At 43.2% G+C, this 20495-nt stretch carries 17 protein-coding genes; 15 read left to right on the forward strand and 2 right to left on the reverse strand.

Annotated elements, in window-relative coordinates:
- Positions 1 to 85: 85 nt before the first annotated feature.
- The 7 genes from CDH51_RS11615 (at position 86) to CDH51_RS11645 (ending at position 10250) form a co-directional block, all read left to right on the forward strand.
- Positions 86 to 3289, forward strand: a complete 3204-nt coding sequence (locus CDH51_RS11615; protein ID WP_100628720.1) for a CHAT domain-containing protein — start codon at positions 86 to 88, stop codon at positions 3287 to 3289.
- 57 nt (positions 3290 to 3346) lie between these two features.
- Complete coding sequence (locus CDH51_RS11620) at positions 3347 to 4537, forward strand: serine hydrolase domain-containing protein (RefSeq protein ID WP_232724801.1); 1191 nt, start codon at positions 3347 to 3349, stop codon at positions 4535 to 4537.
- 70 nt (positions 4538 to 4607) lie between these two features.
- Positions 4608 to 5165: an RNA polymerase sigma factor gene (locus tag CDH51_RS11625; RefSeq protein ID WP_100628722.1), complete on the forward strand. Its 558-nt coding sequence runs from the start codon at positions 4608 to 4610 to the stop codon at positions 5163 to 5165.
- A complete protein-coding gene (locus tag CDH51_RS11630; RefSeq protein WP_100628723.1) occupies positions 5165 to 5902 on the forward strand; it encodes a tetratricopeptide repeat protein in 738 nt (245 codons plus the stop codon). The genes CDH51_RS11625 and CDH51_RS11630 overlap by 1 nt, the downstream gene beginning before the upstream one ends.
- 56 nt (positions 5903 to 5958) lie before the next feature.
- Complete coding sequence (locus CDH51_RS11635) at positions 5959 to 7137, forward strand: PorV/PorQ family protein (protein ID WP_100628724.1); 1179 nt, start codon at positions 5959 to 5961, stop codon at positions 7135 to 7137.
- Positions 7138 to 7167: 30 nt separating this feature from the next.
- Positions 7168 to 9351, forward strand: coding sequence for a hypothetical protein (locus tag CDH51_RS11640; protein WP_100628725.1), 2184 nt, complete (start codon positions 7168 to 7170; stop codon positions 9349 to 9351).
- A 53-nt stretch (positions 9352 to 9404) separates the two neighbouring features.
- Complete coding sequence (locus CDH51_RS11645; RefSeq protein WP_232724802.1) at positions 9405 to 10250, forward strand: mechanosensitive ion channel family protein; 846 nt, start codon at positions 9405 to 9407, stop codon at positions 10248 to 10250.
- Position 10251: 1 nt separating this feature from the next.
- Here the strand turns inward: CDH51_RS11645 and CDH51_RS11650 are convergent, their stop codons facing one another.
- On the reverse strand, positions 10252 to 10719 hold the full coding sequence (locus CDH51_RS11650; protein ID WP_100628727.1) for a pyrophosphohydrolase domain-containing protein: 468 nt from the start codon (positions 10717 to 10719) through the stop codon (positions 10252 to 10254).
- A gap of 78 nt (positions 10720 to 10797) precedes the next feature.
- The gene (locus CDH51_RS11655; RefSeq protein ID WP_100628728.1) at positions 10798 to 11556 is read right to left on the reverse strand and encodes a superoxide dismutase; all 759 of its coding nucleotides are present in this window, start codon (positions 11554 to 11556) and stop codon (positions 10798 to 10800) included.
- 171 nt (positions 11557 to 11727) lie between these two features.
- On the opposite strand from CDH51_RS11655, the gene dapF reads away from it, so the two are divergent.
- The 8 genes from dapF to CDH51_RS11695 all read left to right on the forward strand — a co-directional run bounded on the left by dapF (position 11728) and on the right by CDH51_RS11695 (position 20487).
- Entirely contained in the window at positions 11728 to 12501 is a 774-nt protein-coding gene (dapF, locus tag CDH51_RS11660; protein WP_100628729.1) for a diaminopimelate epimerase, read from the forward strand.
- 97 nt (positions 12502 to 12598) lie between these two features.
- Positions 12599 to 15979 (forward strand): preprotein translocase subunit SecA, encoded by a 3381-nt coding sequence (gene secA, locus CDH51_RS11665; protein WP_100628730.1) that lies wholly within the window; start codon positions 12599 to 12601, stop codon positions 15977 to 15979.
- A gap of 3 nt (positions 15980 to 15982) precedes the next feature.
- Complete coding sequence (locus CDH51_RS11670; RefSeq protein ID WP_100628731.1) at positions 15983 to 16522, forward strand: hypothetical protein; 540 nt, start codon at positions 15983 to 15985, stop codon at positions 16520 to 16522.
- Positions 16503 to 17693 carry a M20 metallopeptidase family protein gene (locus CDH51_RS11675; RefSeq protein WP_100628732.1) on the forward strand — a complete coding sequence of 397 codons (1191 nt, stop codon included), beginning with the start codon at positions 16503 to 16505 and terminating at the stop codon, positions 17691 to 17693. Before CDH51_RS11670 ends, CDH51_RS11675 begins: the two co-directional genes overlap by 20 nt.
- Before the next feature lie 58 nt (positions 17694 to 17751).
- Positions 17752 to 18525 (forward strand): S1/P1 nuclease, encoded by a 774-nt coding sequence (locus tag CDH51_RS11680; protein WP_100628733.1) that lies wholly within the window; start codon positions 17752 to 17754, stop codon positions 18523 to 18525.
- A gap of 265 nt (positions 18526 to 18790) precedes the next feature.
- Complete coding sequence (locus CDH51_RS11685; RefSeq protein WP_100628734.1) at positions 18791 to 19435, forward strand: response regulator transcription factor; 645 nt, start codon at positions 18791 to 18793, stop codon at positions 19433 to 19435.
- Between the two features lie 84 nt (positions 19436 to 19519).
- The gene (gene parS, locus CDH51_RS11690; RefSeq protein WP_100628735.1) at positions 19520 to 20020 is read left to right on the forward strand and encodes a type II RES/Xre toxin-antitoxin system antitoxin; all 501 of its coding nucleotides are present in this window, start codon (positions 19520 to 19522) and stop codon (positions 20018 to 20020) included.
- 17 nt (positions 20021 to 20037) lie between these two features.
- A complete protein-coding gene (locus tag CDH51_RS11695; RefSeq protein ID WP_232724803.1) occupies positions 20038 to 20487 on the forward strand; it encodes an RES family NAD+ phosphorylase in 450 nt (149 codons plus the stop codon).
- Positions 20488 to 20495 lie beyond the last annotated feature (8 nt).

The following is a 20495-nucleotide window of genomic DNA, read 5'->3' on the forward strand; positions in this document are numbered from 1 at the left end:
TTCTTCCAGAAGAATACCGCTTATTTGCGATGACTTTTTTTTAACTTATTCGATGAGTTTATAAAATGACCTTCCATCTTATCGAATGAGTAGACTCTTGTTTCTGTTTTTTTTCTTCCTTTCTCTCTCACTTTTAGCTCAAGACCTTTCTACTAAAGCTGAATTGGAAAGCATGCTTGAGAATGGACAGGAGAAACAAACCTTAATTCAAATTGAGGATTTCACCCAAAGTCTGATTGAGCAGGGGAAATACGACAGCCTTCCTCAATATTTAGACCTTTACGGCCGAATCCTACAAAAGAACTTTGACAGTTATGAGTCTGAAAAAAGGCTTCTTGCAATCCATCAGACCTGGGAAAAAATTTCACAAAACCCTACCTACCAACGCAAGTTGGCAAAAAGCCTGGCCAACTGGTTTGAGTTTATCGGAAACAATACTGCAGCATACCAGGAGACGCTGTTTGCCTTGGAATGGGCAGCTAAGGAGCCCAACCCAAAGCAAGAAGTTTTAGCAAGTCTTTACCTCAATTTAGGGGGACTTGCCGTCAAAAAAATGGACTTGCCCGCAGCGAAAAGGCATTTAGCACAGGTCTTGCGTTTAGAGCTTTCCGAATCTGATCCGGAAAATGTCTATTTCGCCAATAGTTATTTGGGAAATATCGCCTATTTCTCTGCCAACTTGGATTCTGCTGCCTACTACTATCAAGAGACGCTGGAAGCTATCGACCAGTTGGACCCTACTCCAAGGAATCAATTCTATCGAAAAAGTATCATTTTAAACAACTTAGCGGGTGTTCAAATGGCCCAAAGTGACTTTGAGGCCGCCGAACAATCCATGAGTTTGGCCATTTCTTTTGGAGAACAATACATGGCTTCTGACTTAGAGGCGCTGGAGTACCAAAAAACCCTTCAAGGTTACCTTCGGTCTTTAGATAATCTGGCAGGCCTTTACAAACAAATGGGCTTCTATTCCCGGGCAAAACAGCTATTAGAGTTTTCTTTCCGCAGAAAATCAGAAGAATTAGGAGAAGATGATCTCAATACGACCAAGTCCAGAATTCTTTTGGGTCAGGTATATTTTGATACCCAGGATCTTGATTTGGCTAGAAAGTACCTTGAGGATGGATTAGAAAGACTCCGGCAGAGCGACCAGGAAAATGCTTATTGGTTGGGGGATGGCCTTCATACCTTGGCCCGTATGGAGGACTTTTTACAAAATGAGGAAGTAGCCGACTCTCTTTATCGATTGGCAAATGGAATTTTCGAGGAAGAATTTCAGGGTGAGTATGATGTGATTTATTTAGATTTTTTGAAAAATTTCAGTCTCTTCCTTGCAGAAAATCAGAGAATCAATGAGGCAGTATCCCTTTCTCGGACTGCAAGAAACTACCTTGCTGAGATCAGTTCAGACAATCTCTATCTGGACTACAATCAGGCTGTCAATCAGGCAGCTATCTATGAGCTCGGAAATCAATACACCCAGGCTTTGCAAACGTCCTCCGAGGCTCTTGAGCTTTGGGACCAATTGGTTGATCAGCGAACTAGCCTCAATGATTCCCTTCAAGCAGTCTTTCAAAAGCCACAATTAATTCTGATTCGAAATCGAAGTAGGTATCACCTAGAAAACCGGGATGTTGAGCTTTTGAAATCCATCGAAAAAGAGCTTCTAGAAGGACTTCAGATCATTGATTCTCAGTCGGATTTTCTTTTTGAACCTTCGGATATCGGTATTCAGCTTGACCTAAACCGTGAGTATTTTGAGTTTTTGGAACAAATCGAACTCGAGCTCTACCAAATCAGTGGAAATGAAAGCCACTTGGACAAGCTTCTAGCCTATCATGAGCATGCCCGCTATCGTCAAATCCGCTCAAGGCTTCAAAAAAATCAATTGGTTCGTTTTGGCGGAACTTCCCCTGATGTACAGGAAAGGGAACAAAAGCTGAAAGAAAAACTGAAAGAGTCCCTTCAAACCGGGAACAAAAATTTATCCCGCTATTCACAGGCGAAGGAAGAATGGGCTGATTTCTTGGACAGTCTGAGAATACAATACCCCAGTTACTTTCAGTTGCATTTTGAGACTAGCGAAAATGTACTGAAAAGAGTCTATGCTCAACTCAACCCGGATATAACATATTTGCGATACCTTCATTTGGGAAAAGATTGGTGGGTTTTGGCTATTCATGGAGCGGAGAAAAATCTCATTCCACTCGATGCTCAAGGACTTTCCAAAGCGCTGGATAAGCTTGCCGATCAATCATCCAAAAATAGCTTTCAACCGGCTCTTTTTCATGAGCTGTATCAACTGATTTGGAAACCCGCAGCCCACCACGTCCAAACAAAAAGAGTTGCGGTGATTCCAGAAGGATTGTTGTTTAACCTAAGCTTTGAGGCACTCAGCACTGAGGGAAAAGACAATTGGTCAGAGCTGGTAAAATATTCCTTACTTCAAGACCATAGCTTTTCTTACCAATACGGCCTCCTTCTAATGGATGACCAGGCTAACCAAGCCTATGATGATCAGTTGGTGGCCTTTGCTCCAGGTTTTTTTGATCAAATGAAGCAACGGTATCAAGCAGCGTTTTTGGACCGTCAGTTTTTAGATAAAAGCTACATGCAACTCATTCCGCAGCCATTTACACGAAGGTTGGTAGAGGAAATTGCCTCCCGGTTTGATGCTAGAACTTTTTTGGAGAGCGGGTCTACGGTGAGCAATTTTAAAAATGAGGCAGGAAAATCACGAATCATCCACTTGGGTACACATGCCTTTTCCAGCAATGTCAATCCCAACGATACTCATTTGGTCTTTGCCAAATCTTCTGAAAACCCTCTCGAACCACATGAGCTTTTCGCAAGTGAAATCTATGAGCTGGACTTGACATCAGAATTGGCGGTACTCTTGGCCTGTGAGTCGGGCAAACCAGCCTATGCACCCGGAGAGGGCATGATTTCATTGGCTCATGCCTTCAATTACGCTGGGACCAAGTCCCTTTTGATCGGATTGGGAAAAATCGATGAAAAGGCTAGTGTGAGTATTGCAGAAGATTTTTATGATTTTTTGGAGGATGGCTTGAGTAAGGATGAGGCTTTACGAAATGCTAAGCTCAACTATCTGTCTCAGGCCAAAGGAAGAGAATTGGACCCCTCTTTTTGGGCCAGTTTGATCATTTTGGGAGATGCTCGGCCAGTGGAGCTGAAAACCAAATCTTATTTAGGGCTTATTTTCACAGGTATTTTGTTGGTGTTTTTAGTGCTCTTTTGGGTTTTCCGAAAAAAATCACCTAGTCTTTGATGACTTTTTACTGATGTATCCGATGATAGGGAAAGGATCAAATAAATACTCTCTGTCATGAAAAATTTCAAACTTCAAGTATTCAGACTTTTATTAATTTCTATGGCCATTTGGATTGTGGCCTGCTCAGAGGATACAGACCCTACGCCAAGCCCTCAGGCACCTACTCAGCAGGAGGATATAGCTGCAGTGGATAGTCAGATTGAAAGCTTCATTTCTCAATACAACGTACCGGGAGCCAGTTTAGCAATTTCCAAAAACGGTAAACTGGTCTATCAAAAAGCCTACGGAGTGGCAGATCAAGCTCAAAACAAGGCTATGGAGTTGAATACTCAAATGAGAGTGGCCAGTGTATCAAAAACCTTCACAGGAATGGCCATTATGCTTTTGGTTCAGGATGGAGAAATCAGCCTTGAAGACAAAGTTTTTGGAGAAGGAGGAATTTTGGGAACCACTTACGGTACTAAAGCGTATTCGGACCGAGTAAAACAGGTTACTGTGAAAAATCTCTTGCAGATGACGACAGGAGGCTGGGTAGTGAATGGAAATAGAGATGCCATTGATTATGAACAGGGAAGAACCAATGCGGGATTCTTTGATTGGATGATGGATAATGCAACCTTGAATTTCAACCCAGGAACTCAATATTGGTATATCAACACCAATTATTTTGTGGCAGCAAGAATTGTGGAGAAGGTTTCTGGAAAAAGCTTTTCTCAATTTGTCAAGGAGCGAATCACTGACCCTTTGAAAATGAATGGCACTGCCTACGGAAAAAACGGAACCCAAGGTAGGCTGCCGAATGAAGCGATCTATTACGGCCAAGGTGGCACCCAAGGTTTTGAGTACAATTTTAACCTGGAAAGACGCGATGGAGATGCAGGAATTGTGACTACAGCACCCGACCTTCTTCGGTTTGTCACAGCTATTGACGGGAATCCTTCCAGACCGGACCTTTTGGAATCTGCCATTTATAACCAATTTGTCCAAGGCTCCTCTGTAAACCCCGGGTTTGCAAATGGTATCGCCCAAGCGAATCAAGTTAAATACTTCTATGGTGCACTACCCGGAACTAGGTCAGGTTATATGTTTCATTCCAATGGAATGGCTGCAGCGCTGATCTTCAACGGCAACGGAGATTATACCCAGTCCGATTACAACAGCACCTTTGCAAGAGCGCATGATGAGCTGATGGTTAATCTGATTACCAAGAATTTAAACGTTTATCAGGACATTGATCAGTTCTAGTACAGTTTACTTCTAGCTACTCCTTGGGATAAAATAGATTTACTAGTATCTTTTTGGCAACTAGCTGAGTATGCCAAAAGATTCGATCAATCAGTTGTCACAAGAGGAGCTTATCCGAGGGATCAAGGAGAATGAAAGAACTGTGATGAGCTCACTTTATATCGAAGTCTTTCCCAAGGTGAAAAGCTACATTATCCAAAATAATGGAGATGAGGATCAGGCAAAAGATATCTTTCAGGAGGCCTTTCTAGTGGCTTGGCAAAAAGTAAAAGCAGGGGAATTTCTCCCTCAAAACAGCACTGCGATGCAGGGATTTCTCTTTCAAGTTTCCAAAAATAAGTGGTTGGATTGGCTTCGGTCTAGCAGATTCAAAAAGGAAAGCTCACTGGGTGCCATTTCGATCGAAGTGGCGGATGCTGAAGAAGAATTTCTGCTGGACGAAAGGCTGAATATGCTTGATCGGGCTTTTCAGCAGTTGGGAGAGAGTTGCCAGGAACTGTTGAAACTCTTCTATTTCAAAAAAATGTCTTTAGACAAATTAGCTCAAAGCTTTGGGTGGACCCCAAAGACCGCCAAAAACAATAAGTATCGCTGTATGGAGTCGCTCCGAAAAATCATAAATTCCTGATGTCAAAGGATCTACATATCACCCCACTTGAATATGAGTTGATCGAAGCTTGGTTGGATGATTCCCTTTCTTCTGAGCAAGAGAAGGCATTTCAGGATATGGAAAAAGAAGATTCCGATTGGGCGCTGAAAGTGAAGGAAGTCAAGACACTCCGCGAAGATTTGGAATCCCTCCTAGTCAAGAATGAACTGGAAAAAATCCATGAAGAAGCCTTTGAAGGAAGTAACCCAAGGACGGCATCATTTCCAAGATGGATTTGGGCAGTGGCAGCTAGTCTAGCTTTGATCCTTGTGGCTTGGTGGGGATTTCAGGGTGGATTCCAGGATCCGAATCAAAAGCTCTTTGAGGCTTATTACGAGACAGATCCTGGTTTGATTACAGCGATGTCCGGTACAGATTCCTATGAATTTGATCGGGGTATGGTTGATTTCAAAGAAGGGAAATATCAGGAGGCGCTAGCTCTTTGGGATCCATTGTTGGAAGAAAATCCAAGCGGAGATACGCTGCTATATTTTGTAGGCATGGCAAACTTAGAGCTTCAAAACTTCCAAGAAAGCAAAGAGGACCTTCAGAAAATTTTATCAGAATCTTCCTCCGAATTTGAGGAGGATGCAAAGTGGTATTTGGCGCTGATTTATCTGAAGCAAGGCGAACTTGATCAAGCTAAACTGCTGCTTTCTGACCTAGATAAACCTGAAGCTCAAAAACTTTTGGAAGAAATTCAGAAGGAGTCATAATTTTTTGATGACTTTTTAAGTGTCCATACGATGAGTTATTAAAAACCACTCTTCGTATGAAAAAGCTATTATTTTTATTCCTAACCCTGAGCTTAAGTCTTCCAGTAATTTCACAAACTGTTTATTACTACCCACCGGGATATTTTGGGCTCTTCAACAATCAATCTACCAGTGCTCGGGCACAGGGAATGGGCTTCACCACACTCACCAAGCCGGGTATTGAAAACTCCTTCTACAATCCCGCTGCAATCGGAAGCTCCAAAGCGCCCATTCAGGCCTATGCTAATTACGCAAATGGCCACTCCTATCGACCAGACTCTAGATATTATTTTGTAGGAGGAGCTTTCAAAATCAAGGAGAAATTCTCCGTAGGCCTTACTTATTTCAGTTATCAAAATCCTGATCCGGTATGGACTACCATCATTGGCGGAAACACATTTGATACAGATTTCTTCTCCCAGCGAGCGATTTCCATCTTAGCTGCCTATCAAATCATGGAGGGCCTTCAGGTTGGTTTGAGTGCCAATATGATGCAGGAAAATGCAATCAATGGAGAAAAGACAAACGCTGACTTTATGCCAAGTTTGGGGCTACAGTACGAAAGGGGCATCAATCTCTTCAAGTCAGAAAAGCTGAGTAATCAACGAGTTTTTGGAGCCCTGTCTCTCTATAATTTTCTCTTCAATGGAGAAACAAATCAGGAATACGAAGGATGGATTTCAGTTAATTATTTACCGATCATACTTCGTCTGGGTGGAGGTTATGCCTTTCAGCTACCCCTGACTTCTGGTCTCACAGCTGGAAAGGGATATTTTGAAGGCGCTGCTCAGGCAGTAGATCTTCGATTGGATCTTCAATTTCAAGACTACCTTCCCGGAGGTCCTGAAAATTCAACGGATGATGAGTTAAATACTGCTTTCGGGGTGGGTGCCGAGGCTTGGTTTTTTGAGCGATTGGCTTTGAGGATTGGCTATTTTACTGAAAAGGGCCCCTCCGGTACTCAATCAGATGGAGATCTTTGGGTCACAGGTAATCGGAAAGGTTTTTCATGGGGCTACGGCACGCTGATTCCTACGTACCAGCTTACGGATGGAAAAATGCCTTTCGACATCGAAGTCAATCTCGTCACCGGAAAGCAGATTACTTCCCTGAACGAAAAGATCTACACTCATCCGGGCATTTTCGCCGATGATACCTTCCAGTTTGCCTTTGGGCTTAATCTGCTTTGGAGATAAATAAACACATCATTTCAAATTCAATTGACCATGAAAAATAAAGTAATATTCAGTCTATTCTTTGGTCTTTTTCTTTGCCTTTCCTGTGGAACCGAGGAAGACCCAAACCCTCAAAATCCAGCCAACAATGACCCCCTAGCTGGGATCAATACATTCACTGTTTCTGTTGATTTTCCTGAAGGAAATCAGCCTGATCTAACTGATGCGACGATCTGGTCTTGGGATAGATCAAGCACCCTTGATGACCAAAACCAAGGTGAGGTGGTAATTTTTCCCTCGGAGCCTGCCTTCTCCTATTTGTTTGATGGGCAAGATCGTCTGCTCTTGATCGGACTGATAGACAATGATCAGCAGAAAATAGATTTGAATTCTACCGCAAAGACTCTTCTATACTGGGGCTTATCCGGTCCTTTCTTTGAACCCGAACTTGCCACTAGGTTTTTTGAAGAGGTAGAATCTTTTCCCATTTGGGATGACTGGAGAAATGAAGTAGAGCAGGCCTTTTTGCAGGACCCATATTTTCTAGCTGACCCCCAAGTAGGTGAACGGTTAGGGAAACTTATTGAAGGAATAGAGCCAAATTTTCCCAATGCCAGAATCAATGAGGATACGAAAGCTTCCGATTTGTTGGTGGATGGAGATATAAAAAGTGGGCTGCAGGTGTATCAGACCGGTTTAAGTCAATTTGAAGTAGCCAATACTTTTCGCAGAAGGGTAACCGGATTTCTTTACAAGACCAAGGTGATCGATGAGTCTGGCGAATCCAAAGTCCTCAATGAGTTTCCGGGGTTGAATAATCAAAAAGAGGCAGAATTGAAGATAGAAATCCCAGTGGTCACTGGAATTACCAGCTTTTCAGGCACGGTCTACGAGTACCTGCTCGGAAATACCGAAAAGTCTTTTCGCGTTCAAACTGACCCCATCGATATCCCTCTAAACTTGGATGAGAAGCAGGCTATTTGGCAGCTTCGCACGATCGGTATGGGCAAGGGAGGTTCAAATATGAATCAGGCTGAAATCTCGGAGAGAACCAAATTGGTGATGTTGACTTTCACCTTGGACTTCGTGGTGCCCTTGATTGCAGATGGTCTCACAGCAAAGGCAACAGCCGCTAAAAATACCGGGGCACCCAAGACACAGCAGGATTTCTGGGAAGCCTTGATCATCGCAGTGACAGGGTACGTGGATCAGATGCCAAGCGTCAGTCAAAAAGTACAAGATGGGGAGCTCTCCGAAGCTGTCAAAGATTTTTTCAACATTGGCTACAACCAATTCGGCTCAATCTTCTTAGAAGATCTTGCGAGGGTGGCAGCAGAGATCATTTATGAAAATGCGCCTGCAAATCTTCCCAAGCCTAGTTTGGAAGACTTTAGTAAAAGTGCAGTCCGAAAGGCTAAGATCCTGACCACTATTGACTTGATGCTGAAGGGTTCTGATTATGCCAGAAAAGTACATGACATAAAGAGCTCCAAAAGTCTGGAGGTTTTCGAAATCACTGCAAGGGAGATAGAAATCAACCTAGAGCCTAGAGAATCAAAAGTTTCTCCGGAAAACAGCATTGAGCTGACAGCCTTTATCAAGTCTTCTGTGGCTGATGGTCAGGTCATCGAATACGAATGGTCTACCACTGGTGTGTATGGGTACCTATTCGATGATATTCATGAGGGCAAGAACTTTTCTAGTTCCAAAAGGGAGGTGAATTACTTTGCTTCGGTAAAAGCGGGAGATGTTCCGGACAATGCCGTAGATACGGTTCGAGTGAGCACCTATATCAAGCAGGGCCCCAATCGAACCAAAATCGGTGAAGATATAGCTATTGTCCAGATTGAGGATAAAATCCAGTTTATCACAGGTTGGGAAATATTTGTGCCAGTGAGTGAAAGAGAGACGAGCCTTTCTCCTACAGGTGTAGAATATACTGTATCGACAGGAGGTTTTGAAGCAACCTTTACTACTGAAGTCGAGCCTGCGGGATTCCAATTCCAAGTCATTCGTGCAGATGGAACACGTGCTGGGATTTCCACTCGATCTGTTGACCAGCTGGAGCGAGACGGAGAAAACTATATACACAGGGTATATGTAGGAAGTATTAGGGTATTCAAAACTTTTAATAAGGCTCAAAAGGATGAGTGGGTTAAAATGTTTACCGAGGAGTATGAGGAATTAAGAAGTGTTTACCACCAAGTTGAGGTTACAGTAATTCCCAAAAACTAATTTCAATTAAGGGCTGATTCAAATTCAGCCCTTATTTTTTGTATTTTTCCTTTATGGAAAATATTCTGAATTGGAATTGGCAGGAGTTAAGCGAATTGCTCCAAACTTTAGGCATCTCCCTTGCCATTCTTCTGGGCTTTTACTTTTTAGCTGCTTTTCTTCAAAAACACCTTCGCAGGCGATTGGTAGCCAGGATGGACGATGACTTGCTGGCAAATTTTCTTTCCATGATTTTTAGACTACTAGTCATCTTGGCTGGTTTTATGGTTGTCTTTCGCTTTGTCGGCCTCACTGGAGTAGTTTCAGGGCTTTTGGCAGGTGCAGGGATTACCGCTTTCGTGATAGGTTTTGCATTGAAGGATATTGGTGAGAACTTTCTCGCAGGGATTCTTTTGGCATTCAAAAGACCCTTCAAAGTAGGAGATATCATCGAAATAAATGGAATTAGAGGATCGGTGGTCTCTCTCAACCTTCGGGATACTCAGATTAAGACAGGGGATGGCAAAGATGTCTATATCCCCAATGCCAAAATCATCACGAATGCCCTGATCAATTTTACAATTGATGGTTTTCTCCGCTATGATTTTATAGTTGGGTTGGATTATGGCTCAGATTACCGTAAAGCCATGGCAATTATTTTGGAGACTGCCTATAAAGTCCCTGGAGTCCTCAAAAATAGAAGGAAACCAAATGTATGGATTTCAGACTTGGCCGCAAGTACCTTAAATCTTCAGGTGACTTTTTGGGTGGATACTTTAGATGATGGTCCTGGAGATATGGAGATCAAAACCAACTTGATCATCGAAGTCTTAAATGCCTTGGATCAAGCTGGTTTCAATTTGCCCGGGAATATCATGGAGTTGAAGAATTATCAAAATAATCCGCTCAAAACCAGTTAAGTTATTTTTCCAAGATCCTTTTCAGATCAGCTGGAGAATAATTCACCGACTTCAGCGTCTTTCGGTCTCCTTCTCGGAATACTAAGAATAGATCTCCTTCTTTTTCATAAAAGCAATCTGTGCCCTTCAGTTTGTAATGGGCAACAGTAGCCTTGGCTTCTTCTTCCGTTTCGCAGGCTTTACTCATATTGGAGCGCTGCACTTCGTCAAAGAGCTCTTTGAACTTCTCTCCTAGTCCGAATTCCAATATCGCTCCGGAAAGTACGTATTGAAGGTCGCAAAGGGCATCTGCAATTTCTACCAAATCCTTATCAGCGATCGCTTGCTCGAGTTCTTTCAACTCCTCTGCTAAAAGCGCCACCCGAAGCTTGCATCGTATTTCGTCAGGAATCTGAGGGCTATCCAAGACAGGGTGTTTGAAGGTTTGGTGAAATTTGGCGACAGAAGTGAGGGATTTTGGATCTTGCATATTGAAATAGTTTAAAGCTCGAAATAAAAGAAAAAGACCGGAATTTCCGGCCTTTTCTTGATCGCTTTCTAATTTGATTTACATGGATGCTGCAGCAAATCGCTCTGCCACAGTCTTCCAATTGACAATATTCCAAAAAGCAGAAACATAATCCGCTCTTCTATTCTGGTAATTCAGGTAGTAGGCATGCTCCCACACATCCAGTCCCAAAAGCGGAGTACCCTTGAAGTCAGAAATATCCATCAGAGGATTATCTTGATTTGGTGTAGAGCCTATCGCCAACTTTTTATCTGCTCCTACCACTAGCCAAGCCCAGCCTGAGCCAAAGCGGGTTTTTGCAGCAGTTTCAAATTGAGAAGCAAATTCTTCAAAGCTTCCAAAAGAGCTATTGATTGCCTCAGCGAGGTCGCCTTCAGGTCGCTCTGCCGCATCAGGAGTCATGACTTTCCAAAACAGCTCATGATTATAATGCCCCCCACCATTGTTTCTCATTTTGGTGGAAAACTTGGAGATATTTCCCAAGATATCTTCCAATGAGCGACTGGAGTCAACTTGCTCTTCACCCATGGCATCGTTTAGGTTTTTGGCGTAGCCTGCAGCATGCTTGGTAAAGTGAATCTCCATGGTCATCGCGTCGATGTGTGGTTCGAGAGCGGAAAAATCAAATGCTAGCGGAGTCTGGGTCATGCTAGTGGCCAACACAGATTGTGCATCTCCTTTCACGTCTCCGGAGCAGGCGCTGAGAATCGCTGTGCCTCCCAATGAAAGGGCTAGCCCCGTTTTACTTGTATTTGCTAAAAAAGCTCTTCTAGAGAGATTAAAGTTCATCTTATCCATGGTTATATTTTTGATTAAGAGTTGCTAATGAATAACTAAAATTACGGATTATCTGCCGAAATTGGAACCTTAATCGGACATATAGTCTGAAACAGTGACAAGATGTTAAAGTTTTTAAGCTGAACAGGCTATGGAGAAGTTTTTGAATCAGGAATTTACTTTAGAATTTCTATGAATATTTCTTTCTATAAATATCAAGGGACAGGCAACGACTTTGTCATGATCGATGATCGGGATGAAGTACTAGATCTGAGTGACATTTCCTGGGTGAAACGCCTGTGCGATCGCAAATTTGGAATCGGTGCAGATGGATTGATTGCCATCCGAAACCACAAGGACTATGACTTTGAAATGGTTTATTTCAATTCAGATGGTAGTCAAAGTATGTGTGGCAATGGAGCGCGCTGTGCAGTAGCATTTGCCGGACAGTTGGGGATAGTATCTGAAAAAACCAACTTCTTGGCTATTGATGGGCCACACGAAGCGCTACTTTCGGATTCCATTGTCGAGCTAAAAATGGGAGATGTCTCATCCATTGATGTTTTGGAAGGAGATTTTTTTGTGAATACAGGTTCACCTCATCACATTCGGATGGTCGAGGAGATTGATTCTTATCCTGTTTTAGAGCAAGGGAAAGAAGTTCGATACTCGGAGCAATACCAGCCTGCCGGCACGAATGTAAACTTTATCCAGAAACAGTCCGAGGAACGAATTTTCGTACGTACTTATGAACGTGGGGTAGAGAATGAAACCCTCTCTTGTGGTACAGGAGTGACCGCAGCCGCCTTGGCTTTTGCTGCAGATCGAGAGGCGGCTACCATTCAGATCCAAACCCTAGGAGGGGAATTGGCCGTACGATTTGACAAAGCCCCCGGAGGTGGGTACCAAAACATTTGGTTAATCGGTCCTGCAGAGCGGGTTTTTAGTGGAGAAATTAAACTATAGATCATTTAAACCCCTGATCAACCCTTCCCAAAGTCAATTATCAATTCTAATAAAAAGGGCTTAATTTTAGGCCGCATTTAGCACAAGACAGATAGAGATGTTAGATATTATAGCAAAAGGTATAGCAAAAGTATTCGGCACCAAGTCCGATCGAGATATTAAAGAGTTACTTCCAAGAGTCAAAGAGATCAATCAGGCATTCGCAGCATTGAGTGGATTGAGTGATCAGGAACTCCGGGCAAGGACTAGTGAAATCAGATCCAAAGTGGATGCCCACTTGAAGGATTTTGACGATAGAATCGAAAAGCTCCGATCAGAGATCGAAGGTCTTCCTGCTGATGCTATTCATCAAAAAGACCAACTTTTTACCCAAATCGAGGAAATTGAAAAAAACCGCGATAAGGCCCTGGAGGAAATTCTCGATCAGGTGATGCCTGAGGCTTTTGCCGTGGTGAAGGAAACTGCGCGAAGATTTAAAGAAAATGGAAAGTTGGTGGTCGAAGCGACTATTCGCGATAAGGAGCTTGCCGCTTCCAAACCCAATGTGGAGATCGATGGAGATACAGCCATTTGGCATAATAAATGGCTGGCCGCGGGTAATGAGGTCGTGTGGGATATGGTTCACTACGATGTACAGCTCATAGGTGGTATGGTTTTGCATCAGGGAAAAATTGCCGAGATGGCGACTGGTGAAGGTAAAACCCTCGTTTCTACTCTTCCCGCATACCTAAATGCACTAGCTGGACGAGGTGTCCACATCGTCACAGTCAATGATTACCTAGCCAAGCGTGACTCAGAATGGAACGCACCACTTTTTGAATTCCATGGTCTTTCTGTGGATTGTATTGATAAGTACCAACCCAATTCTTTTGGAAGGAAAAATGCCTATCAGTGCGATATTGTTTACGGTACTAATAATGAGTTTGGCTTTGATTACTTGCGGGACAATATGGCTCGGGAAGCAGGTGATTTGGTGCAGGGCAAGCATCACTTTGCCATGGTCGATGAGGTTGACTCCGTATTGATTGATGATGCGAGAACACCGCTGATTATCTCAGGTCCAGTTCCAAGAGGAGATGTGCATGAATTTGATCAGATGAAACCTCGGGTTTCTACTTTGGTGGATGAGCAGCGTAAGTTGGTTCAGGGCTTCTTGACCACTGCCAAAAAGCAAATTGCCGAAGGAAATGAAAAAGAAGGTGGTTTGGCGCTTTTTAGAGCCTATCGAGGAATGCCTAAATACAAACCTTTGATCAAATACCTCTCTGAGCCGGGAATTCGTGTGATTTTGCAGAAAACCGAAAACTTTTATCTGCAGGACAACAAGAGAAATATGCCTGAGGCGGATGAGCCACTACTTTTCACCATTGATGAAAAAAGCAATGTAGTCGATCTGACTGACCGTGGTATCGAAACGATGACTACGAAAAATGAAGACGCCGACTTCTTCATTATGCCGGATATCGGGGTGGTCATTGCAGAGCTGGAGAAAGACGAAAGTCTGGATGAGAAAGAGAAACTAGTTCGAAAAGAAGAGGTCATTAAAGACTATGGTGTGAAAGCACAGCGAATTCATACAGTCAATCAGCTTTTGAAGGCTTACTGTATGTTTGAGCGTGATACCGAATACATTATCGTCGACGGAAAGGTGAAAATCGTCGATGAGCAAACCGGTCGTGTGATGGAGGGCCGACGCTATTCAGACGGTCTTCACCAAGCGATTGAGGCGAAGGAAAATGTCAAAGTAGAGGACGCAACGCAGACTTACGCGACCATTACGCTTCAAAACTACTTCCGAATGTACCACAAGCTTGCTGGTATGACCGGTACAGCTGAGACAGAGGCTGGTGAATTTTGGGAGATTTATAAACTCGACGTAGTAGTTATACCGACCAATAAGCCCATTCAGCGGGATGACCGTCAGGATAAAGTCTACAAAACGGTGCGAGAGAAGTTTAATGCAGTAGGTGAGGAGATCAATGAATTGGTCAAGCAAGGCCGCCCAGTATTGGTGGGTACGACTTCGGTAGAAATATCCGAGGTGCTCAGCCGAATGCTGACTTTGAAAAAAATCCCACACCAGGTCCTTAATGCGAAGCAACATGCTAAGGAAGCAGATGTCGTCGCTGAGGCGGGTAAGCCTGGCACTGTGACCATCGCAACCAACATGGCGGGTCGAGGAACAGATATCAAGCTGACTCCAGAATCACGTCAAGCAGGCGGTTTGGCCATTATTGGTACCGAGCGCCACGAGTCTAGACGTGTTGACCGTCAGTTGAGAGGTCGTTCAGGACGTCAGGGAGATGTGGGTTCTTCTCAGTTCTTTGTCTCTTTGGAAGATTCACTGATGCGACTATTTGGATCAGACCGAATCGCCAAACTCATGGACCGAATGGGCCTAGAAGAGGGAGAAGTGATTCAGCACAGCATGATTACCAAGTCTATCGAACGTGCTCAGCGAAAGGTAGAGGAGAATAACTTCGGTACACGAAAGCGACTTTTGGAGTATGATGATGTGATGAACTCACAGCGTGAGGTGGTGTATAAGCGCCGTCGAAATGCTCTTAAAGGTGAGCGTCTAGAGTTGGATATTCTGAATATCATGTATGATGTGGCCGAAAGCATCATTGATGTGGCAAAATCCACGGACGATGCCGAAAACCTCCGTATGAATATTTTCACCTCCCTAGGTTTGGATTATCAAATCTCTGAGAGTGATCTGAAGTCGAAAGATGCTGCCATACTGACACAAGAACTCTATGAAGCGGCATTCAAGAATTATCAAGAGAAGAATCAGCGCATCATTCAAGCGGCGCTTCCTGTACTTCGTCGAGTGTATGAAGAACGAGGAGCTACTGTCAAAGATATCATGGTTCCGATCTCGGATGGCATCAAGCAAATTGGCGTAGTAGCGAATTTGGAGAAAATGCTTGCTTCAGAAGGACAGGACCTTATTCGTTCACTGGAGAAAAATGTGACTTTGGCGATTATCGATCAAAACTGGAAGGAGCACCTTCGGGACATGGATGACTTGAAGCAATCCGTTCAGAATGCCGTTTACGAGCAAAAAGATCCCCTTTTGATCTATAAGTTTGAGGCTTTTGAGATGTTTAAGCGTTTCATTGGCAAGTTGAATGAGGATATGATTTCCTTCTTGACCCGTGCGGAGCTTCCGAAGCAAGACCCAGCCCAAGTACAGCAGGCGCAAGCACAACGAGCCGCTGAACCAGCTGTTCACGCATCGAAAGAGGAAGCAGGAAGTACTCTGAACCCGGGAGCTAATCGTGCAGCTGCTGCAGCCGCCACGGCAGGAAGACCCGCCCCACAGGTAGTTGCTCCTAGAAAGTCAGAGAAAACTTACGGAAGAAACGACCGGATCACGGTTCAATACAACGACGGTTCTACCAAGAAAGACGTGAAGTTCAAGAGTGTGGAGCAGGATATCCAAGAAGGTAAGTGTGTAATCATAGATAATTAAGCCATGCGGAAACTCTGGGTAATTGTATTGATAGTAGTGGCAGGTGCCTGTAAGTCCGGTTCGAGTCTGACGACTTCACCGAGCGATTTCGAAAACTACAGCGAAGACTTAAGTGGTACACTGCCCCAATATCCAGATTACAAATCCGAAATGGCTCAACTTCCGGCACTTCCTGCTCCGGAGTCACCTCAGGCTATTGACGAGCAGCTTAAAGAGCTTGCACGTCAGAAATATGAGAGAAATACCTCTGAGCCATATTTTAATGGATACAGGATTTTGATTTACTCTGGTCTTGATCGGGATCTTGCTTTCAAAACCCAGGAAGAATTGACCGAAGCGATGCCAGATATCAATCCCGAGATTCAATATGAGCAACCCCGATATTTGGTGAAAGTGGGCCGATATGGTCATAAGATCGAAGCGCTCAAGCTTTTGTATGATATTAAATCTGTATTTCCGACAGCTCGTATAGTTAGAGACCGTATTCAACGAAAAGATTTTACCCTACCAAGTCAAACCAATAATGCTGAAGGAGAAAATTAAAAGCCTAGCTCAGGAATTAAAAGAAGAAGTGATTTCTAACAGGAGACACCTTCATGCTAATCCTGAACTGAGTTACCAAGAGTTTGAGACAGCTAATTTTGTAAAGCAAAAACTTGAAGAAATTGGCATTCATAAAATCGAATCGAAAGCAACTACCGGTTGGACCGCTTTGATCGAAGGGAAAAACCCTACAAAAAAGGTTATTGCGCTACGAGCCGATATGGATGCTCTGCCAATCGTGGAAGCTAATGAGGTTTCTTATAAGTCTCAAAAAGAGGGAGTTATGCATGCTTGTGGTCATGATGCACATACTGCATCTTTGCTGGGAGCAGCCAAAATTTTGCATCAGGTTCGAGATCACTTTGAAGGAACAATAAAATTACTTTTTCAGCCAGGGGAAGAAGTTGCTCCAGGTGGTGCCTCTTTTATGATAAAAGATGGGGCTTTAGAAAACCCCAAGCCAGCTGGAATCATCGGACAGCATGTGATGCCATTTATTCCTGCGGGAAAAGTGGGTTTTCGCCAGGGCATTTATATGGCAAGTGCAGATGAACTTTACCTGACCGTGAAAGGTAAGGGAGGGCATGGAGCCATGCCAGAGACCTTAATTGATCCTGTCCTGATTGCTTCTCATTTGATTGTGGCCATGCAGCAGGTGATCAGTAGGGCTTCAAGTCCTAAAGTACCTTCTGTGCTGTCTTTTGGAAGAGTAGAAGCCCTTGGGGCTACCAATGTGATTCCGAATGAAGTGAAAATTCAAGGTACTTTCCGAACTCTCAATGAAGAATGGAGAGCAGCAGCTCACAAAAAGATGCTTCAATTGGCACATGGCTTAGTAGAAAGCATGGGTGGAAAGCTAGACTTTGAAATCCGAAAAGGCTATCCCTTTCTACAAAATGATCCTGAGCTCACCGCGCGAGCCACTGATGCTGCAAAAGAGTATTTGGGTGAGGAAAATGTCGTGGACTTGGATATTTGGATGGCGGCGGAGGATTTTGCTTACTATTCGCAGGAGATCGATGGCTGCTTTTACCGCCTAGGCACTAGGAATGAGGCTAAAGGAATTGTTTCTGGAGTTCATACCCCGACTTTTGATATCGAAGAGGATGCCTTGGAAATTGGTGCCGGGCTAATGGCTTGGCTAGCCGTATCAGAACTCGAAAAAGCTTAATCCTAGCTTAATTAATTATTCTATTCTCTACCGTAATTTCGAGCTTTAATTTAAAGACATGAAGGTTTACAAAACTCTGTTTCTAGCAGGCCTTATGATGCTAGCGACTTCTCAGGCATTTGCTTGGGGGCAATTAGGACACTATTTGATCGGCTACATGGCTGAGCGACAGATGAAAAAGTCCACCCTTAAAAAGGTTGAAAAGGTGCTCTACCCCATGTCTTTGGGGCGAAGTGGTACCTGGATGGATGAAATTCGCTCGGATAGAAACTATGATTATGCTACGACTTGGCACTACCTGACAAGTAAGGAAGGTGAATATAATCCAGAGATTCAAGAAAGTACCGGAGATGCTTTCGAGGCAATTCAGCGCTTGAAGGCCGAATTGATTGCTGGGGGATTGAGCCCAAAAGAAGAATCAGAAAAGCTTAAAATGTTGATCCACATGGTGGAAGATATTCATCAGCCACTACATGTAGGCACAGGGGAAGACCGTGGAGGAAATGATGTGAAGATCGAGTTTTTCGGAAGGCCAACCAATCTACATGCGCTTTGGGACAGTGGAATGATTGAACGTCAGGGGATGAGTTACTCTGAAATTGGGGATGAACTTTTTAGAAGAATTACCCCTGAACTGCAGGATAGTTATCGTGAGGCGACTATGGAGGATTGGCTCAAGGAAGCAGTCAGTCTTCGGCCGGCTGTATACGATTTGCCCGAAGATCGCAGACTTAGCTATTTATACATGTATCAAAATTATCATATCGCCGAGGAGCGAATGATTGCAGCAAGTGTCAGGCTCGCTCAGATTTTAGATGAGATTTACGGCTAGTCGCCAAAAATAATTTTAAGTCCATGACCTTGAGTGATTTGTCGCTCAAGGTCATTTTTTTATATTTAGAATTAGTGTTGAGTAAACTCGTTTATCAAAGAGTTTTTTACCAAGAGAGGCCTTGCTTAGTTTGGAAAAGAAATAGGAGAATCGTTTAGAACAAATTTTTGATTATCCACATTACGCAAGACACTCAAGAATTTTGCTGTAACTCTTAGATTAAAAAAGAGGAACGCACCTAACTGGGGTATTAAAAAACGAAGAGATGAAAATCAAATTGGCCATCGCTGAGGACAATTCATTTTTGCTAAAAGCAATTTTGGAGAAGCTTGCATTTTTCCCGGATCTTGAGGTGAAGTTCCATGCCGCGAACGGATTGGATCTTTTAGAAAAGCTGGAGGAAGACTCCAATGTGGAATTAATCCTTATGGACATTGAAATGCCTAAAATGGATGGCATCAAGGCAGTGGAGGAAGTGAGCAAGCGATATCCACAGATCAAAACCATCATGCTCACTGTTTTTGATAATGACGAGCATATTTTCCGAGCGATTCAGGCCGGTGCACATGGATATTTTTTGAAAGAGGTTAGTCCTCCCGATCTGCATCAAGGTATTTTGGATACTTTGGAGGGTGGAGCTGCGATAACACCGAATATAGCTTTAAAAACGCTTAAGCTTCTAAGAAATCCACCGAATTTTGATAAGCCAAAAGAAGATATATCGCTTACCAAACGGGAAATAGAAATTTTAGAACAAACAGCTAAAGGCCTTAGCTACAACCAAATAGGTGAAAATCTATTTATTTCTCCCAAGACAGTTCGAAAACATATTGAAAATATTTACAATAAACTCCAAGTCCATAATAAAATGGAAGCCGTACAGAAAGCGGTGAAGAATCGGCTTATTTAAATTATTGGATGTCCACTAAAAAAAATCTTAGAACCGAATCAATTTTGGAAAAATGTCGTTAAATTAAGGACAAATTTCTCAAAGATGAGCAATTCAGATCAACAAAAGTTAGGGATAGTAGCTGAGGAGATGGCTACGTATATGACTAGTGTTCCTGGATATTCCCGCTATCCTTCGATGCGTGGTATCCCTTTGAGTGGCTTTTTTTCGGACAGAATGCTTGTAGTTGATATGATTCGAATGGGGATTCCGACCTCGCTTTTCCTGTCCATCAAGGACTTAGCGCCATTCTCTGATCAAGAGTGGTCAGATTTTCTAGATATCTCCCTAAAGTCGCTTCAGCGTTATAAAAAGGAATCGGATTACGTTTTTCGATCTATTCACTCCGAAAAAATAATAGAGCTTCTTGAGGTTGTTTATTTAGGTTTGGAGGTTTTTGATTCTGCTGCTGATTTTGAGTCTTGGCTCTACACCACCAGCCACTCTCTCGGTAATCGAAAGCCCTTAGAGCTCCTCAAAAATTCCTACGGGAAAGAGTTAGTATTACATGAGCTTCACAGAATAGACCAAGGCATTTTTGTCTGATGCGGGTTTTTCGGCTTATGCGGAAGAAGTTTGGTATAGAGCTGTCCGGCAAAGGTGCAGCACTTACTGGAAACCGCTGGAACTCTAAGGGAACTGAACTAATCTACTGTGCGGATAGTCGAGCCTTGGCCATGGCGGAAGTGGCTGTTCATCTTTCCCTATCGATTTTACCCAAGGACTATGTGATGGTGGAAATTGACATCCCTGGTGAAGTAAGTATTAAGTCTATTTATTTGGAAGATTTACCTGATCGCTGGAACAGTTTCCCTCATATTGATAGCACACAATTTATTGGTGATCAATTTGTTCAAAACAGGAGAAGCTGTGTGCTTAAAGTGCCTTCTGCAGTGGTTCCGGGAGATTATAATTATTTAATTAATCCTGCACATCTGGATTTTTCATTGATCAAAATAGTTGACCATTATGATTTTCCTTTTGACCTTAGACTTTTTGGAAAAAATATTTGAGAACTACC

The organism is Algoriphagus formosus (assembly GCF_002807035.1).
GTDB classification, from domain to species: domain Bacteria; phylum Bacteroidota; class Bacteroidia; order Cytophagales; family Cyclobacteriaceae; genus Algoriphagus; species Algoriphagus formosus.

Coding starts and splice junctions, on each gene's coding strand:
- CDH51_RS11615 (WP_100628720.1), top strand. CDS start 86: ATGAGTAGACTCTTGTTTCTGTTTTTTTTCTTCCTTTCTCTCTCACTT.
- CDH51_RS11620 (WP_232724801.1), top strand. CDS start 3,347: ATGAAAAATTTCAAACTTCAAGTATTCAGACTTTTATTAATTTCTATG.
- CDH51_RS11625 (WP_100628722.1), top strand. CDS start 4,608: ATGCCAAAAGATTCGATCAATCAGTTGTCACAAGAGGAGCTTATCCGA.
- CDH51_RS11630 (WP_100628723.1), top strand. CDS start 5,165: ATGTCAAAGGATCTACATATCACCCCACTTGAATATGAGTTGATCGAA.
- CDH51_RS11635 (WP_100628724.1), top strand. CDS start 5,959: ATGAAAAAGCTATTATTTTTATTCCTAACCCTGAGCTTAAGTCTTCCA.
- CDH51_RS11640 (WP_100628725.1), top strand. CDS start 7,168: ATGAAAAATAAAGTAATATTCAGTCTATTCTTTGGTCTTTTTCTTTGC.
- CDH51_RS11645 (WP_232724802.1), top strand. CDS start 9,405: ATGGAAAATATTCTGAATTGGAATTGGCAGGAGTTAAGCGAATTGCTC.
- CDH51_RS11650 (WP_100628727.1), bottom strand. CDS start 10,719: ATGCAAGATCCAAAATCCCTCACTTCTGTCGCCAAATTTCACCAAACC.
- CDH51_RS11655 (WP_100628728.1), bottom strand. CDS start 11,556: ATGGATAAGATGAACTTTAATCTCTCTAGAAGAGCTTTTTTAGCAAAT.
- dapF (WP_100628729.1), top strand. CDS start 11,728: ATGAATATTTCTTTCTATAAATATCAAGGGACAGGCAACGACTTTGTC.
- secA (WP_100628730.1), top strand. CDS start 12,599: ATGTTAGATATTATAGCAAAAGGTATAGCAAAAGTATTCGGCACCAAG.
- CDH51_RS11670 (WP_100628731.1), top strand. CDS start 15,983: ATGCGGAAACTCTGGGTAATTGTATTGATAGTAGTGGCAGGTGCCTGT.
- CDH51_RS11675 (WP_100628732.1), top strand. CDS start 16,503: ATGCTGAAGGAGAAAATTAAAAGCCTAGCTCAGGAATTAAAAGAAGAA.
- CDH51_RS11680 (WP_100628733.1), top strand. CDS start 17,752: ATGAAGGTTTACAAAACTCTGTTTCTAGCAGGCCTTATGATGCTAGCG.
- CDH51_RS11685 (WP_100628734.1), top strand. CDS start 18,791: ATGAAAATCAAATTGGCCATCGCTGAGGACAATTCATTTTTGCTAAAA.
- parS (WP_100628735.1), top strand. CDS start 19,520: ATGAGCAATTCAGATCAACAAAAGTTAGGGATAGTAGCTGAGGAGATG.
- CDH51_RS11695 (WP_232724803.1), top strand. CDS start 20,038: ATGCGGAAGAAGTTTGGTATAGAGCTGTCCGGCAAAGGTGCAGCACTT.